12 protein-coding genes and 1 riboswitch are annotated in these 16057 nt (G+C 73.3%); of the genes, 3 read left to right on the forward strand and 9 right to left on the reverse strand.

Translation table 11 applies throughout. The features are described 5' to 3' along the window. Nucleotides 1-40: 40 nt before the first annotated feature. Nucleotides 41-811 carry a ZIP family metal transporter gene (locus tag AS594_RS26485; protein ID WP_069929365.1) on the forward strand — a complete coding sequence of 257 codons (771 nt, stop codon included), beginning with the start codon at nucleotides 41-43 and terminating at the stop codon, nucleotides 809-811. 2 nt (nucleotides 812-813) lie between these two features. On the opposite strand, the gene cobI is transcribed toward AS594_RS26485, so the two are convergent. The 9 genes from cobI to AS594_RS26530 all read right to left on the reverse strand — a co-directional run bounded on the left by cobI (nucleotide 814) and on the right by AS594_RS26530 (nucleotide 13725). Continuing rightward, a complete protein-coding gene (cobI, locus tag AS594_RS26490; RefSeq protein WP_069929366.1) occupies nucleotides 814-1557 on the reverse strand; it encodes a precorrin-2 C(20)-methyltransferase in 744 nt (247 codons plus the stop codon). Between the two features lie 32 nt (nucleotides 1558-1589). Continuing rightward, the gene (locus AS594_RS26495) at nucleotides 1590-2936 is read right to left on the reverse strand and encodes a cobyrinic acid a,c-diamide synthase CobB (protein WP_069929367.1); all 1347 of its coding nucleotides are present in this window, start codon (nucleotides 2934-2936) and stop codon (nucleotides 1590-1592) included. Continuing rightward, the gene (gene cobO, locus AS594_RS26500; protein WP_069929368.1) at nucleotides 2930-3529 is read right to left on the reverse strand and encodes a cob(I)yrinic acid a,c-diamide adenosyltransferase; all 600 of its coding nucleotides are present in this window, start codon (nucleotides 3527-3529) and stop codon (nucleotides 2930-2932) included. The genes AS594_RS26495 and cobO overlap by 7 nt, the downstream gene beginning before the upstream one ends. Beyond that, on the reverse strand, nucleotides 3529-5544 hold the full coding sequence (locus AS594_RS26505) for a putative cobaltochelatase (RefSeq protein ID WP_069929369.1): 2016 nt from the start codon (nucleotides 5542-5544) through the stop codon (nucleotides 3529-3531). Before AS594_RS26505 ends, cobO begins: the two co-directional genes overlap by 1 nt. 55 nt (nucleotides 5545-5599) lie before the next feature. Continuing rightward, nucleotides 5600-9292, reverse strand: a complete 3693-nt coding sequence (cobN, locus tag AS594_RS26510; RefSeq protein ID WP_069929370.1) for a cobaltochelatase subunit CobN — start codon at nucleotides 9290-9292, stop codon at nucleotides 5600-5602. After that, nucleotides 9289-10872, reverse strand: coding sequence for a cobyric acid synthase (locus AS594_RS26515; RefSeq protein WP_069929371.1), 1584 nt, complete (start codon nucleotides 10870-10872; stop codon nucleotides 9289-9291). Before AS594_RS26515 ends, cobN begins: the two co-directional genes overlap by 4 nt. Then, nucleotides 10869-11849: a cobalamin biosynthesis protein gene (locus AS594_RS26520; protein WP_069929372.1), complete on the reverse strand. Its 981-nt coding sequence runs from the start codon at nucleotides 11847-11849 to the stop codon at nucleotides 10869-10871. Before AS594_RS26520 ends, AS594_RS26515 begins: the two co-directional genes overlap by 4 nt. Before the next feature lie 126 nt (nucleotides 11850-11975). After that, nucleotides 11976-12055, reverse strand: a riboswitch (cobalamin riboswitch). 176 nt (nucleotides 12056-12231) lie between these two features. Beyond that, nucleotides 12232-12456, reverse strand: coding sequence for a hypothetical protein (locus tag AS594_RS26525; RefSeq protein ID WP_069929373.1), 225 nt, complete (start codon nucleotides 12454-12456; stop codon nucleotides 12232-12234). An 18-nt stretch (nucleotides 12457-12474) separates the two neighbouring features. Next, nucleotides 12475-13725 (reverse strand): inorganic phosphate transporter, encoded by a 1251-nt coding sequence (locus AS594_RS26530; protein ID WP_069929374.1) that lies wholly within the window; start codon nucleotides 13723-13725, stop codon nucleotides 12475-12477. A gap of 250 nt (nucleotides 13726-13975) precedes the next feature. On the opposite strand from AS594_RS26530, the gene AS594_RS26535 reads away from it, so the two are divergent. Together AS594_RS26535 and AS594_RS26540 are read left to right on the forward strand one after the other, a co-directional pair. Next, a complete protein-coding gene (locus tag AS594_RS26535; RefSeq protein ID WP_069929375.1) occupies nucleotides 13976-14653 on the forward strand; it encodes a class II aldolase/adducin family protein in 678 nt (225 codons plus the stop codon). Nucleotides 14654-14740: 87 nt separating this feature from the next. Continuing rightward, nucleotides 14741-15868 carry an alpha/beta hydrolase family protein gene (locus AS594_RS26540; RefSeq protein WP_069929376.1) on the forward strand — a complete coding sequence of 376 codons (1128 nt, stop codon included), beginning with the start codon at nucleotides 14741-14743 and terminating at the stop codon, nucleotides 15866-15868. The last annotated feature ends 189 nt before the right edge of the window (nucleotides 15869-16057 follow it).

A 16057-nucleotide genomic window follows, 5' to 3' on the forward strand; every position in this document is an offset into this window, starting at 1 on the left:
GGATGTGCGGAGCGGGGGGTCAATCGACTAGCAAGAGCACATGGCGGTGTTCGTCGCGCTCGGCGCGTTCCTCATGACGCTCTTCGGTGGCTGGGTGGCGCTGCGCGTCACCGACCGCCGCCACCTCGTGCTGGGCCTGGCGGGCGGGCTGATGCTCGGCGTCGTCGGCCTGGAACTGCTGCCGGAGGCGATGGACGCGGCGGGCGGCGAAGTGTTCGGCGTACCGCAGGCACTCCTGCTGTTCGTCGGCGGCTTCCTGGTGGCCCACCTGGTGGAGCGGCTGCTCGCCGGACGCCAGGCGGCGCACGGCGCGCACAACCTGGCGGCGCCAACCGCCTCCACCAGCGACGGCGGCCGGGCGACGGGAGCACGAGTGCCTCAGGTGGGGCTGACGGCAGCGGGCGCGATGGTCGGCCACAGCCTGATGGACGGCATCGCGATCGGCGCCGCGTTCCAGGTCGGTGACGGCATGGGGACGACCGTCGCGCTCGCCGTCGTCACTCACGACTTCGCCGACGGATTCAACACGTACACGCTCACCAGTGTGTACGGGAACGCGCGCCGCAAGGCCGTGGCGATGCTGTTCGCGGACGCGGCGGCCCCGGTGGCCGGCGCGGCGTCCACTCTGCTCTTCACCCTTCCGGAGGAACTTCTCGGCAGCTATCTGGGCTTCTTCGGCGGCGCGCTGCTCTACCTCGCCGCCGCCGAGATCCTGCCCGAGGCCCACCACGCCCACCCGGCCCGCTCCACACTGCTGTGCACCGTCGCGGGCGTGGCCTTCGTCTGGCTGGTGGTGGGCATCGCGCACTGATCTCACAACTTGCCCCCGCGGCCGCCGTCGCGCCGCGCGGGCGCGATGAGGGTGGAGAGGTACGGCAGGGACCCGCCCTCGGCCAGCTCGGCGGCGGGCCGAATCGATTCCTCCGGCAGCCCGAGCGCCGAACCCCACACCGCGTCCTCGGTACGCCCGGTCTCGCGCAGCGCGGTCGCCACCTCGCCCGCGAGCCGCCCGAACTTGTACGCCACGACCGTCCCGGGGCCCTCCAGGGCCTCCTTGAGCACAGCCGCACCGGCCGTCACGGGAACGAGCGTCAACGGCTCGGTCCCTTCCGTCAGTACGGCCCCGCTGCGGGCGGCCAGATCCTGCATGGCGGTGATGCCCGGCACGGTCACCACGTCGGTCCCCGGCACCAGGCCCGCGATCGTCTGCGCGAGATAGGTGAACGTCGAGTACACGTTGGGGTCGCCGATCGTCGCGAACGCCACCGAGCCGTTCGCCCGCAGCAGTTCGGCGACCCGCGAGCCGGCCGCGTCCCAGGCGGCCTCGCGCCGCGTGCGGTCCTCGCGCTCGTTGAGCGCGAAGACGACCCGCACGACCTTGGACTCGTCGACGTAATGCAGGACGGTGGCCTCGGCCCGGCCCCGCTCGCCGCTGTCCATCACCGGTACGACCACGACAGCCGCGTCCCGCAGGGCGTTGACGCCCTTCACGGTCACCAGCTCGGGGTCCCCGGGACCGACACCGACCCCGGTCAGCCTCGTGCGCGACCCGCTCATGCCACTCGCCCCGCTCATGCCGCTCAACCCGCTCATCCCGTGCACCTCTCGACGAATCTCTTGGCCATGCCTGGCTCGGCGGCCCAGTGGGTATGCAGATAACTCGCATGCACACCCAGTTGTACGAACCCCTCGACCCGCCGCTCCGGCAGGTGCATCCCCCACGCGGGAGCCGCACCCGCCCCGGGCTCGACGGCCGTGCGGTGGAACTCGTGTCCCCGCAGCCGGGTTCCGACGGCGGCCAGCGCACTGTCCGAGACGGCGACCGCCTCGCGGTACCCCAGCGTCAGCCGCTCCGACATGCGCGCCTCGGCGTCGAGCACCCCGCACATGGGCTGCCCGTCGAGGGAGCGCGCGAGATAGAGCAGCCCGGCGCATTCGGCGGCAACGGGCGCCCCGGACAACGCCAGTTCGGCGACGGCCCCGCGCAGCGGCTCGTTGCCGGACAGCTCCGGGGCGTACACCTCGGGGAACCCGCCGCCGACGACGAGCCCACGCGTCCCCTCGGGCAGCCGCTCGTCGCGGAGCGGGTCGAACGGCACGACCTCTGCGCCGGCGGCGGCGAGCAGTTCGCCGTGCTCGGCGTACGAGAACGTGAACGCCGCCCCGGACGCCACGGCGACCACCGGCCGCCCGCTCACCGCGCCCCCGACCCGGCCCGCCGGGTCCCAGGCGTCCACGCCCAGCTCCGGAGCGCTGCGCGCCAGGGCCAGCAGCGCCTCCAGGTCGCAGCCCGCCCGCACTTGTTCCGCCAGCGCGGCGACCGCCTCGACCGCTTCGGCCCGCCGCTCGGCGACCGGGACGAGACCCAGGTGCCGGGAGGGCGTCCGCACCTGACGCTCGCGCCGCAGGGCGCCCAGCACCGGTACGCCCGACGCGTCCAGTGCCTCCCGCAGCAACTCCTCGTGCCGCGCGGACCCCACCTTGTTCAGGATCACGCCGCCGATCCGCACCTCGGGGTCCCAGGACGCGAAACCGTGCACCAGCGCCGCCACCGACCGCGACTGCGACGACGCGTCGACCACCAGCACGACCGGCGCCCGCAGCAGCTTCGCGATCTGCGCGGTGGACGCCAGTTCGCCGTGCCCGGAAGCCCCGTCGTACATGCCCATCACGCCCTCGACGACGGCGAGATCGCACCCGGCCGCGCCGTGCGCGAAGAGCGGCGCGATCAGCTCCGTACCGCACAGGTACGCGTCGAGGTTGCGTCCGGGGCGGCCGGTCGCCAGCGCGTGGTACCCGGGATCGATGTAGTCCGGCCCCACCTTGTGCGGGGACACGGCGAGCCCGGCCGCCGCGAAGGCAGCCATCAGCCCCGTCGCGACCGTGGTCTTCCCACTGCCCGACGACGGCGCCGCGACGACGAGACGTGCTACCACTCGATGCCCCGCTGCCCCTTCTGGCCCGCGTCCATCGGGTGCTTGACCTTGGACATGTCGGTCACCAGATCGGCGGCCCCGACGAGCTTCTCCGGGGCGTTGCGCCCGGTGATCACGACGTGCTGGGTCCCGGGGCGGTCCCGCAGCACCTCGACCACCTCGTCGGTGTCCACCCAGCCCCAGTGCATGGGATAGGCGAACTCGTCGAGCACGTACAGCTTGTACGTCTCGGCCGCCAGGTCGCGCTTGACCTGCTCCCACCCCTCGCGCGCCGCCGCCTCGTTGTCGAGCTGCGCGTCGCGCTGGACCCAGGACCAGCCCTCGCCCATCTTGTGCCAGGCGACGGACCCGCCCTCGCCGCTCGCGCCCAGCACCTTCAGCGCGTTCTCCTCGCCGACCTTCCACTTCGCCGACTTGACGAACTGGAACACCCCGATCGGCCACCCCTGGTTCCAGGCGCGCAGCGCGAGCCCGAAGGCGGCGGTCGACTTGCCCTTGCCGATGCCCGTGTGCACGACGACCAGCGGCCGGTTGCGCCGCTGGCGCGTGGTGAGTCCGTCGTCCGGTACGACGCTCGGCTGTCCCTGCGGCATCAGGCCGCCCTCCTGTTGGTTTCCCGTACGTCCTTGACGAGCCCGGCGATGCTGTCGGCCCGCAGCTCGTCGAGCGTGACGGCCGTACCGCCCAGCTCGCGCGCCAGCTCACCGGCGAGCCCCAGCCGCACCGGCCCCGACTCGCAGTCCACGACCACCGAGGCGACGCCTTCCACCTCGTGCAGCCGGGCCGCGCGGGCGGCCAGCGCCACCGGCTCCGGTCCGCCCGTCGCCCGCCCGTCGGTCACGACCACGAGCAGCGGCCGCCGCGAGGGGTCCCGCAGCCGCTCCACCCGCAGTACGTCGTGCGCCTTCAGCAGCCCGGCGGACAGCGGCGTACGGCCGCCCGTGGGCAGCGACTCCAGCCGGACGGCGGCCGCGTCGACGGACGACGTCGGCGGCAGCACCAGCTCGGCGTCCTTGCCCCGGAACGTGACCATCCCGACCTTGTCCCGCCGCTGGTACGCGTCGAGCAGCAGCGACAGCACGGCTCCCTTCACCGCGCTCATGCGCTGCCGGGCGGCCATCGACCCGGACGCGTCCACGACGAACAGCACGAGGTTCCCCTCGCGCCCCTCCCGCGTCGCCTGCCGCAGATCGTCCCGCCGCACCACCAGACCGGGTCCGCTGCGCCCGCGCGCCCGCTGGTGCGGCGCGGCGGCCTGCACGGTCGCCGCGAGGTGCAGCTTGGTGAGCGCCCCCCGGGGCCGGCGCGCCCCGGTCGTACGGCCGTGCTCGGTGCGGGCACGGGACCGGCGCCCGGCCGCCCCCTCGCCAAGACCCGGCACGCTCAGCGTCTTCGTACGGAACGGCTCCCCGGCGCCCGCGGCGGCCTGCTCGCCGCCCGACGCGGCGGGCGCGTGCTGCCCCTCACCGGCCTCCGGCTCGGCCTCGCCCGGTTCGTCCCCGTCCGGCGTCTCGGGTGAACCGTCACCGTCCCCCTGGGGCGGCTGGCCGCCCCCGCCGGGCCCGTCGGGGTCCGGGTCGGGATCGTCGTCGTCCGAGCCGCTGTTCTGCTCCAGCGTGTCGTCGAGCCTGTCCTCGTCGAGACCCGGCGCGTCGAAGGGGTTGCGCCGCCGCCGGTGCGGCAGCGCGAGCAGCGCGGCCTGCCGTACGTCCTCGGCGAGTACGTCGGTGCGCCCGGCCCAGGCCGCCAGCGCGGTCGCCGTACGGGCCATCACGATGTCGGCCCGCATCCCGTCGACCTCGAAGGCGGCGCAGGTGGCCGCGATCTGCCGCAACGCCCCGTCGCCGAGGCGCACCTCGGGCAGCAGCGCCCGCGCGGTCACGATCCGGGTCCGCAGCGCCGCCTCCTCGCCGGCCCACTTCGCGGCGAAGGCCGCCGGGTCGTCGTCGTACGCGAGCCGGCGCCGGACGACCTCCACCCGCTGGTCGGTCTCGCGGGAGGCGGCCACCTCCACCGTCAGGCCGAACCGGTCGAGCAACTGCGGCCGCAGCTCGCCCTCTTCGGGGTTCATGGTCCCGACGAGCAGGAACCGCGCGGCGTGCCGCACGGACACGCCCTCGCGCTCCACGTACGACGCGCCCATGGCGGCGGCGTCCAGCAGCAGGTCGACCAGGTGGTCGTGCAGCAGGTTGACCTCGTCGACGTACAGGATGCCGCGATGGGCGTCGGCCAGCAGACCCGGCTCGAACGCCTTGACGCCCTCGGCCAGCGCCCGCTCGATGTCGAGCGCGCCGACCAGCCGGTCCTCGGAGGCGCCGACGGGCAGCTCGACCGTCCGCGCGGGGCGCGACACGCCGCCCCCGGCCTCGTGCGGCCCGTCCGGGCACGCCGGGTCGGGGGAGCCGGGGTCGCAGGAGAACCGGCACCCGGCGACCACCGCCACCTCGGGCATCAGCGCGGCCAGAGCGCGCACGGCGGTCGACTTGGCGGTGCCCTTCTCGCCGCGCACGAGCACACCGCCGACGGCGGGCGAGACGGCGTTCAGCAGCAGTCCGAGCCGCAGGTCGTCCTGCCCGACGATGGCGGTAAAGGGGTACGGCGTACTCAAGAGGAAGCCTCCACTTCAAGCTGGTTCAGGGCACCCGGAACGCACTTCGGCCCGCTCACGCGTCGTCGCCTTCCAGATCGCCTTCGAGCTCCAGGTAGGTGGCCCGCAGCCGCTCCAGGGTCTCCGCGTCCGGCTCGGCCCACAGCCCGCGCTCGGCCGCCTCCAGCAGCCGCTCCGTGATGCCGCGCAGCGCCCACGGATTGGACTTCTTCATGAAGTCCCGGTTCTCCGGGTCGAAGACGTACTCGCTCGACAACTTCTCGTACATCCAGTCGTCGACGACCCCGGCGGTCGCGTCGTACCCGAAGAGGTAGTCGACCGTGGCGGCCATCTCGAAGGCGCCCTTGTAGCCGTGCCTGCGCATGGCCGCCATCCAGCGCGGGTTGACCACCCGCGCGCGGAACACGCGGTGCGTCTCCTCGCCCAGCGTCCGGGTCTTCACCTGGTCGGGCGTCGCGCTGTCGCCCACGTACGCCTCGGGCGACTCACCCGTCAGGTGCCGCACCATGGCGACCATGCCGCCGTGGTACTGGAAGTAGTCGTCGGCGTCGACGAGGTCGTGCTCGCGGGTGTCGACGTTCTTCGCGGCCACCGCGATCCGGCGGAACGCCGTCTCCATGTCGCCGCGCGCCGCCTTCCCCTCCAGGCCGCGCCCGTACGCGTAGCCGCCCCACACCGCGTACACCTCGGCCAGGTCCGCGTCCGAGCGCCAGTTGCGCGCGTCGATCAGCGGCAGCAGGCCGGCGCCGTAGGCCCCCGGCTTCGAGCCGAAGATGCGGGCCGTCGCGCGCCGCCGGTCGCCGTGCTCGGCGGTGTCCTCGTCGGCGTGCGCGCGCACGAAGTTGCGGTCGGCGGGCTCGTCCAGCTCGGCCACGGCCCGTACCGCGTCGTCGATCAGCCCCACCACGTGCGGGAACGCGTCCCGGAAGAACCCGGAGATCCGCACGGTCACGTCGATGCGCGGGCGCCCCAGCTCGTCCAGCGGCACGATCTCGAAGCCGGTCACGCGCCGCGACGCGTCGTCCCACACCGGACGGCAGCCCAGCAGCGCCAGGATCTCGGCGATGTCGTCGCCCTGGGTGCGCATCGCGGACGTGCCCCACACGGTCAGGCCGACCGACTTCGGGTAGTCGCCGGTGTCCGTCAGGTACCGGGCCACCAGCGAGTCGGCGAGCGCCTGGCCGACCTCCCAGGAGAGCCGCGACGGGATCGCCTTGGGGTCGACGGAGTAGAAGTTGCGCCCGGTCGGCAGCACGTTCACCAGGCCGCGCGTCGGCGACCCGGAAGGCCCGGCCGGTACGTAACCGCCGTCCAGCGCGTGCAGGATGTTGCCGATCTCGTCCGTCGTACGGGCCAGCCTCGGCACGACCTCGTCGCACGCGAACCGCAGCACGGCCACCGCGTCCGGCAGCTCGACGCCCAGGACCTCGGTCACCAGCCCTGCGGCCTCGGCCGCGTCCCAGCGCCGCTCCTCCATGCCCTCCGCGAGCCGCCGGCACAGCTGCTCCAGCAGGTCGATCGCGTCCGCGCCGGTACGCGCGGGACCGTCGACCAGCGCCGTCAGCCCGTCCGCCACCTTGACCGGTGCGCCCGGCTCGCCCAGCAGCTCCTTCTCGACCAGCCCGAAGTGCTCGGCCAGGCAGGCGCGCAGCCCCGGCAGGGCGTTGGCCTTGCCGCCCCACACCTGCGAGGCCCGCAGCACGGCCAGCACCAGGTTCACCCGCGCCTCGGCCTCCGGACCGCCGCCCAGGATGTGCAGGCCGTCGCGGATCTGCACGTCCTTGATCTCGCACAGGTAGCCGTCGATGTGCATGACGAACTCGTCGAAGTCGTCGTCGTCCGGCTGCTCGTCGAGATGCAGGTCGTGGTGGAGCTGCGCCGCCGTCACCAGCGTCCAGATCTGCGCCCGTACGGCGGGCGCCTTCGCCGGGTCGAGGTCGCTCACCAGCGCGTACTCGTCGAGCAGTTGCTCCAGCTTCGCCAGGTCGCCGTACGTGTCCGCGCGCGCCATCGGCGGCACCAGGTGGTCCACGACCGTGGCGTGCCCGCGCCGCTTGGCCTGCGTGCCCTCACCGGGGTCGTTCACGATGAACGGGTAGATCAGCGGCAGCTCGCCCAGCACGGCGTCCGGCCCGCAGCCCGCCGACAGGCCGAGGCCCTTGCCCGGCAGCCACTCCATCGTCCCGTGCTTGCCCATGTGCACGATCGCGTCCGCGCCGAAACTGTTCTCCAGCCACCGGTACGCCGCCATGTAGTGGTGCGACGGCGGCATGTCCGGGTCGTGGTAGATCGCGATCGGGTTCTCGCCGAAGCCGCGTGGCGGCTGGATCATCACGACGACGTTGCCGAACTGGAGCGACGCCAGCACGATCTCGTCCCCGTCGACGTACAGCTGACCGGGCGCCTCGCCCCAGTGCTCCAGCATCCCGTCGCGGAGTTCCGGCTCCAGCTTGTCGAACCACGCCTGGTAGTCCGCGAGCGGCACGCGCGCGGGCGCGGCGGCGAGCTGTTCCTCGGTCAGCCATTCCACGTCGTGGCCACCGGCGTTGATGAGCCGGTGGATGAGCTCGTCGCCGTTGTCGGGGTGGCCCTCCACCCCGTAGCCCGCGTCGCGCAGGGCGTCGAGCACCCGGATCGCGGAGGCGGGGGTGTCGAGACCGACCGCGTTGCCGACGCGCGAGTGCTTCGTCGGGTACGCCGTGAAGACGAGCGCGAGGCGCTTGTCCTTGTTCGGCTTGCGGGCCAGCCGGGCGTGCCGTACGGCGATCCCCGCCACCCGCGAGGCGCGCTCGGGATCGGCGACGTACACCGGCACGTCACCCTCGCCCTGCTCCTTGAAGGAGAACGGGACGGTGATGAGCCGCCCGTCGAACTCGGGGATGGCGACCTGCATCGCCGCGTCCATGGGCGACAGCGCCGCGTCGGACGCCTCCCAGGTGGCGCGCGACGACGTGAGGCACAGCCCTTGCAGCACCGGTACGTCGAGGTCCGCGAGCGCGCCGATGTCCCACGCCTCGTCGTCCCCGCCCGCCGAGGCGTCGCTGGCGCGCGTGCCGCCGGCCGCGAGGACCGTCGCGATCAGCGCGTCGGCCCTGCCCAGCTCCTGGTACAGCTCCGGGTCGGCGCTGCGCAGCGAACCGCAGTACACGGGAAGGGCGTTGGCGCCGTGCGCCTCGATCCGCTCGCACAGTACGTCGACGAAGGACGTGTTCCCGGACAGCTCGTGGGCGCGGTAGAAGAGCACGCCGACCGTCGGGCGGTCCGCGTCGTACGCGCGCGTGCCGTGGACGCCCCACTCGGGCATCTTCTGCGGCTCCGCGAAGCCCACGCCCGTGAGCAGCACGGTGTCGGACAGGAACCTGGCCAGCTCGACGAGGTTCCCCGGCCCGCCCTCGACGAGGTAGCGCAGCGCCTCCGCGACGACACCGGCCGGTACGGACGACTCGGCCATCAGCTCCGCGTCGGGCACCGTCTCGCCGCCCAGCAGCACGGTCGGGATCCCCGACGCCTTCAGGACGGCGAGCCCGTCCTCCCAGGCGCGCTTGCCGCCGAGCAGCCGCACGACGGCGACGGACGCGCCCTCGATCAGCGCCGGCAGTTCGGCCGCCGCGTCGATACGCGTCGGGTTGCCGATCCGGTACGGGGCGCCGGACGCGCGGGCCGCCAGCAGGTCGGTGTCGGCGGTGGACAGCAACAGCACGGTGTGCTCGGTCTCGGTGCTCGAAGTGCTCTCGGTCGCAGTGCTCATGCGGGCGCTCCAGGTGCGATGAAGGGAAGTCCTGAGGGCGCGCCCGACTCGATGAGCCGCAGCAGCGCGTCCGTATCCGCGTGTTCTTCGATCAGGTCGCCGAGGCGGTCGAGCTGCTCCTCGCGCAGCGCCTCGAACGAGGTGTCAGGTGCCGGTACGAAGCGGCGGCCGGCGGCGGCGGCCACCTCGCGCAGGAACGCGCGCCGGAACGCGTCGCTCTCCAGCGAGCCGTGCCAGTGGGTGCCCCAGACGGAACCGGCCCGGCAGCCGTCGAGGAAGGGATCACCGCCCAGTACTTCGGCGACCCCGTGATGGATCTCGTATCCCTCGACGGGCTCGCCCAGAGCGGTCCCGACCGGCCGCGCCAGGGTCTTCTCGACGGCGAACCGCACGCGCACCGGCAGCAGTCCGAGCCCGTCCACGGTCCCGGCCTTCGACTCGACGTCGTCCTCGATGCGCTCACCCAGCAGCTGGAAGCCGCCGCAGATGCCGAGCACGGGACGGCCTTCCGCCGCCCGCCGCGCCAGCGCGGCGGCGAGCCCGCGCTCGCGCAGCCACTCCAGGGCCTTCACGGTCCCGCGCGTGCCCGGCACGATGACGAGATCGGCGTCGACGAGCTCCTCGGCCCGGTCCACGAACCGCACGACCACGCCCGGTTCGGCGGCCAGCGCGTCGACGTCCGTGAAATTGGACATCAGCGGCACGGCGCACACGGCGACCCGCAGCACGTCCTCCCCGACCGGCGGGGCGACGACCGACTCCCGTACGGCGCCCCGCAGCGACACCCGCAGCCCGTCCTCCTCGTCGATGCCGAGGCCGTGCGCGTACGGCAGCACACCGTACGTGCGCCGGCCCGTCAGCCCCTCCAGCATGTCGAGGCCGGGTTCCAGCAGGGAGACGTCGCCGCGGAACTTGTTGACCAGGTAGCCGGCCACCAGCTCCTGGTCCTCCCGGCTCAGCAGCGCGGTCGTACCGAAGAAGGACGCGAAGACCCCGCCCCGGTCGATGTCGCCGACGACGACCACCGGGAACCGGGCCGCGCGCGCGATGCCCATGTTCACGATGTCGGTACGCCGCAGATTGATCTCGGCCGGACTGCCCGCCCCCTCGCAGATCACAGCGTCATACGTGCCCCGCAACTCCCGCAGACAGTCCGTCACGGTCCCGAGCAGCGCTTCCTGGCGGCCCCCGTACAGAGTTCTCCCGGCGGACACAGCGCCTGATCGCGGCTGCGCCCCTGCCCCGGACGCCCCGAAGAACCCCCGGGCGCTCATCTCGCCCACCGGCTTCCCCAGCAGCACCACCTGGCTGCTGCGGTCACTGCCCGGCTTGAGCAGCACGGGATTCATCAGCGCCGTCGGCTCCACGCGCGCCGCCTGCGCCTGCATGGCCTGCGCCCGGCCGATCTCCGCGCCCTCGCGCGTCACGAACGAGTTGAGCGACATGTTCTGCGCCTTGAACGGCGCGACCTTGACCCCCCGGCGCACCAGCCACCGGCAGATCCCGGCCGTCACCACACTCTTGCCCGCGTCGGACGTGGTCCCCGCGACGAGCAGACCGCCCCCCAGTGAACCGCTCATGCGTGTCCCTTTCCTGTACGTATGCCACCGCGCGCACCGCGCCGCAGCGCCCCGAGCGCCAGCCGCCCCCCGACGGCCGCCGCCAGCGCGAGCGCCCCGACGCGGCGCGAGAGCCGCGCCGCCCGCTCGATGTCCGGTACGCCGACGGGCCGGCCCCCGGCGTTGAGCACGGGCCGGTGCTCGACCCGGCCCGCGTACGAGAGCGTCCCGCCGAGCCGCACCCCGAGGGCGCCCGCGAACGCGGCCTCCACGGGACCCGCGTTGGGGCTCGGGTGCTTGCCGGCGTCCGCGCGCCAGGCGCGCACCGCGCCGCGCGGGTCGCCGCCCGCGACGACCGCGAGCGCGGCGGTCAGCCGAGCGCCCGGCCAGCCGGCCACGTCGTCGAGGCGGGCCGAAGCCCAGCCGTAGCGGAGGTATTTGGCCGATTTGTGTCCCACCATGGCATCGAGCGTGTTGATGGCGCGGAACGCCACCAGACCCGGCACACCGCCCAGGGCGCCCCACACCAGCGCGCCGACGACCGCGTCCGAGGTGTTCTCGGCCACGGACTCGACGACGGCGCGGGCGATCTGCCGCTCGTCCAGGGACTGCGGGTCGCGCCCGCACAGGTGGGGGAGGCGTTCGCGGGCGACCTCGACGTCACCGGCCTCCAAGGCGCTGCCCACGGCCCGGGCCTCGCGGCCCAGCGACGTACCGCCGACGACGGCCCAGGTGGCCGCGGCGGTCAGGGCGACGGCGGCGGCGGGGGAGCGGCGCACGGCGCGGGAGGCGAGCGCGGCGGCCGCGGCGGCGCCTCCGGCGCACACCAGGGTGTGCACCGCGCCCCACCCTCGGTGGTCACGCCACAGCAGGGACTCGACGGCGCCCGCGGCCCGGCCGAAACCGGCGACCGGATGCCCACGGCGAGGATCACCGAGAACGAGGTCGCCGATCAGACCGGCGGTGGCGCCGTACGCGAAGATGCGATCGGCACGCATGGCTCAGCAGGCCGATGCGCCTCGAAGCGAACGGGTCGTACTCACAGGAATGACTGAACGGCAGCCGGGCATGGCGGTATGTCCTCACTCAGGGTCCGCGCCCTGGTTCGACGTGACCGGCGGTGAGAGTTCCTGGCTTCCGGGGACCTCTTCGTCTTCCCCGGTCACAGTGGCGGGACCGCGCCGGATTCGCACCGGGCTTCCTCTCGTGCCGCCGTATTCGGCTCCGGAAGTCCACCACGCTCCGCGAACGCCGTCAACTTGCCGTTGACCTGCGACGGGAGAGTGTGCTGAGGCACACAGAGACCGCCCCGCCACCGGCTGTTGAGGGCCGGTGGCGGGGCGGTCTCTGTGACGGTTTGCCCGGATTGAGGGCGGCGCGTCAGACGACGATCAGATAGATCCCGTACGTCACGGCCGCCGCGCACAGCGCGAAGCAGGCGTACGCGCCGGTGCGGGCCAGGACGGCGGAGCCGCCGCTCTGTGCGGAGGCGCTCTCCTGCTTGGAGAGACCCACGATGCCCAGGGTGAACAGGCCAACCAGTACGACGGTGGCCACGAGGCTCACGCCGAATACGGAGCCGAGAGCTGCCCAGTCGATCTTCATGCTGCTGTGTCCCTGTCCTTACACCGCGGCCGGGCTGGCCGGCTCGGCGGAGCTGCCGGCCGGGGCCGGGATGGTGGTCTTGAGGTCCTCGGCGGCGAGGGCACCGGCCGTGGGCGGCACGCTGATGGCCGCCATCGCGGTGGTGACCACACCGGCGGGCTCGCCAATCTCGTCGTCGGTGACGTTGGTGTGGTCGACCGGCTTGCGGCGCGACAGGGCCCAGATGACGGCCGATCCGCCCACCAGCAGCACGCCGACCGCGATGATGCCCCAGGTGCCCTGACCGGTGAGGAACTCGGCGGCGGCTGCGACCAGGCCCGCGGCCGGGAGCGTCAGGCCCCAGGCGACGAACATCCGGGTGGCGGTGGACCAGCGGACCACGCCGCCCTTGCGGCCGAGGCCCGCGCCCATGACGGCGCCGGAGCAGGACTGGGTGGTGGAGAGCGAGAAGCCCAGGTGCGAGGAGGCCAGGATGACCGTCGCGGCGCTGGTCTGGGCCGCGAAGCCCTGCGGGGGACGCAGGTCGGTGAGGCCCTTGCCCATGGTGCGGATGATGCGCCAGCCGCCCAGGTACGTACCGAGCGCGATGGCGACACCGGCGGACACGATGACCCACATCGGGGGGTTCGAGCCGGGGGCGATGACGTTGCCGGTGACGAGGGCGAGGGTGATGACACCCATCGTCTTCTGCGCGTCGTTGGTGCCGTGGGCGAGCGAGACGAGACCGGCGGAGGCGATCTGACCGGCCCGGTAGCCCTTGGCGGTGGCCTTCTCGTCGGCCTTGCCGGCGAGCTTGTACGTCAGCCGGGTGGCCAGCAGCGCGGCGAGACCGGCCACGAGGGGCGCGGCGATCGCGGGCAGCAGGACCTTGGTGACGACGACGTCGCCGTTGACGCCGGAGGCGCCGACGGACATCAGGGTGGCGCCGATGAGGCCGCCGAAGAGTGCGTGGGAGGAACTGGACGGCAGGCCGATCAGCCACGTCAGCAGGTTCCAGAGGATCGCGCCGACCAGCGCCGCGAAGATCACTTCTACGGTGATGCCGCTCTCGTTGACGAGTCCCCCGGAGATCGTCTTGGCGACCTCCACGGACAGGAACGCGCCGACCAGGTTGAGCACGGCGGACATGGCCACCGCCGTCTTGGGCTTCAGGGCACCGGTCGAGATGGTCGTAGCCATCGCGTTCGCGGTGTCGTGGAAACCGTTCGTGAAATCGAACACTAGAGCTGTCACGATCACAATCGCGAGCAGCAAGGTGATGTGTTCCATTTACCCAGGCAATCGTTTGACGTCAGTGGCACGTGGAACGTAGGCAACCTGAGTGAACGGAAGGTGAACTGGGTCGGGCGGTGTGGTGACCCGAAGCGGCTCCCGCGCATTCCGCTTAGCCCCGGAAGGGCTGCGAACCGGGCAATTCGGGGGCCCGTCGGCCCCTCGCGACGATCTCTGGCGGCCCGGGGCCCGTGGAAGAGATTCTGGTCACCCGGCAGGCCGGTGCCCCCGCTGGCAGGATCTCCGCATGACTGACACGGCTGACACGACCGGACAGCGGCGGACCGCGATCGAACGGGCCTGGGAAGAGCTGGTGGCCACGGCACTCAGGACCGTGCGCGAAGGGCTGGTCGTCGGGACCTCGGGCAACGTGTCCGTACGCGTCGGCGAGCTCGTCCTCGTCACCCCGAGCGGGGTTCCGTACGACCGGCTGCGGCCGGAGGACGCCGTGGCGGTGGACCTCGGGGGGAAGCAGGTCCTGGGCAGCCTCACCCCCACCAGCGAGCTCCCGATGCACCTCGCGGTCTACCGCGCGACGGGCGCCGGGGCCGTCGTCCACACCCACGCCGTGCACGCCACGGCCGTCTCCACCCTCGTGCCCGAGCTGCCGCTGGTGCACTACATGGCCGCGGCTCTCGGCGGCCCCGTCCGCACGGCCCCGTACGCCGTCTACGGATCGCCGGAGTTGGCCGAGAACATGCTGGTCGCCCTGCGCGACCGCTCGGGCTGCCTGCTCCGGAACCACGGCACCGTGACCTACGGAGACACGCTCGACCAGGCATACGACCGCACCGCCCAGCTGGAATGGATGTGCAGGCTCTGGCTCACCGCCGCCTCCGTGCCCGGCCGGGAACCGTCCCTGCTGTCCGAGGGCCAGGTGCGCGAAGTGCAGGAGAAGCTGCGCGGCTACGGGCAGCGCGGCTGACATTTCACCGCGCTGCCGGCGCCCGCCGCGGAACCGTCCGGCCCCCGCCCACTGGCCCCGCGCCCGCCGGATGCGGACACTGGAGCGGTGCGCCCGGCTACAGCGACGGCAGCGGCCGTCACCACACTCATCGGCGCCGGTGCGGCAGCGGTCGCGATCGGCCGCTACGCGGGCGACGCGGCGCTCAGCGCGGGGGCCGGCCGGCCGCTGCCGTCCGATCCCCGGCTCACCGTCCACTCCACCGCCGCGGGCCGGATCACGCTCAGGCGCTGCCTGGCGTCCCTGCGCCCCGGCACGTACGGCATCGAGGGGCCCGGCATCCACGCGGTCGTCGGCCCCGTGGTCGAGAACGTGCCGCACACCCCTGACACCGTCGTACGCCGCCTGGAACGCGTCACCCGCGGCACGCTCGCTCCCGGCGCCCGGGTACGGCTCACCCCGCAGCTCCACGTCGGTGATCCGCGCACCGCACTCGGCGCGCAGCACGCCGATGTGGACGTGCCCGGCGAACTCGGTCCGCTGCCGGCGTGGTTCCTGCCGGGCGCCCGCGGCACCTGGGTGATCACCGTTCACGGCCTGGGCACCACCCGGGAACACCCCATGAACCTCATGCCCTTCCTGCGGGCCCACCACTTCCCGGTCCTCGGTCTCGCCTACCGGGGCGACGCCGGCGCCCCGAGGCCGCCGGGCGGCCTCGGCCACCTCGGCGACTCGGAGTGGCGCGACGTGGACGCCGCCATCCGCTACGCCGTCCGCCGCGGCGCCGAGCGCGTCATCCTGCACGGCTGGTCCACGGGCGGGGCCATGGCCGTGCGCGCCGCGACGCGGTCCCCGCTCCGCGACCGCGTCAGCGGCCTCGTGCTCGACTCCCCGGTCCTCGACTGGGAGGCCACGGTGCGAGCCCTGGCGGCCTCCCGGCGCACGCCGGGCGTACTGCTGCCGCTCGCCGTCCGGGCCGTGCAGGGCCGCACCGGAGTGCACGGCGACCGCCTGCGCGAAGCGACCGGCCCCGGCGGGCTGCGCGTCCCCACCCTGGTCTTCCACGGGCCGGACGACACCGTGGCCCCCTGGCACACCTCGCGCGAACTCGTCCGGCTGCTCCCCGATCTGGCCGTCCTCCACACCACCCCGCGCGCCCCGCACGCGGCCATGTGGAATGCCGACCCGGCCACGTACGAAGAGGTTCTGCGCCGCTTCCTCACCCCCTTGATGTAGGCCGCGCCCCTTCCGCCGCCCGGAATATCCGGACCTTCCGGTGGGGAAAGGTTCCGGCCAGGTGCCGTCCACGAACGGCAAGTTCGATTCCGTTTGGGCTTTCGGGGCGTGAGCGGAGAGACTGCTCTCCGTGACGTCCCGTACCCCGCGCGACTCCAGGCTCCGACTTGTCCGCCCGCGACCCCTCGC

This window comes from Streptomyces agglomeratus (assembly GCF_001746415.1).
GTDB classification, from domain to species: domain Bacteria; phylum Actinomycetota; class Actinomycetes; order Streptomycetales; family Streptomycetaceae; genus Streptomyces; species Streptomyces agglomeratus.

Excerpts from the sequence above, each read along its gene's own strand:
- AS594_RS26530 (WP_069929374.1), bottom strand. The coding sequence starts at position 13,725 with ATGGAACACATCACCTTGCTGCTCGCGATTGTGATCGTGACAGCTCTA.
- AS594_RS26485 (WP_069929365.1), top strand. The coding sequence starts at position 41 with ATGGCGGTGTTCGTCGCGCTCGGCGCGTTCCTCATGACGCTCTTCGGT.
- cobO (WP_069929368.1), bottom strand. The coding sequence starts at position 3,529 with ATGCCGCAGGGACAGCCGAGCGTCGTACCGGACGACGGACTCACCACG.
- AS594_RS26525 (WP_069929373.1), bottom strand. The coding sequence starts at position 12,456 with ATGAAGATCGACTGGGCAGCTCTCGGCTCCGTATTCGGCGTGAGCCTC.
- AS594_RS26535 (WP_069929375.1), top strand. The coding sequence starts at position 13,976 with ATGACTGACACGGCTGACACGACCGGACAGCGGCGGACCGCGATCGAA.
- AS594_RS26515 (WP_069929371.1), bottom strand. The coding sequence starts at position 10,872 with ATGAGCGGTTCACTGGGGGGCGGTCTGCTCGTCGCGGGGACCACGTCC.
- AS594_RS26520 (WP_069929372.1), bottom strand. The coding sequence starts at position 11,849 with ATGCGTGCCGATCGCATCTTCGCGTACGGCGCCACCGCCGGTCTGATC.
- cobI (WP_069929366.1), bottom strand. The coding sequence starts at position 1,557 with ATGAGCGGGTCGCGCACGAGGCTGACCGGGGTCGGTGTCGGTCCCGGG.
- cobN (WP_069929370.1), bottom strand. The coding sequence starts at position 9,292 with ATGAGCACTGCGACCGAGAGCACTTCGAGCACCGAGACCGAGCACACC.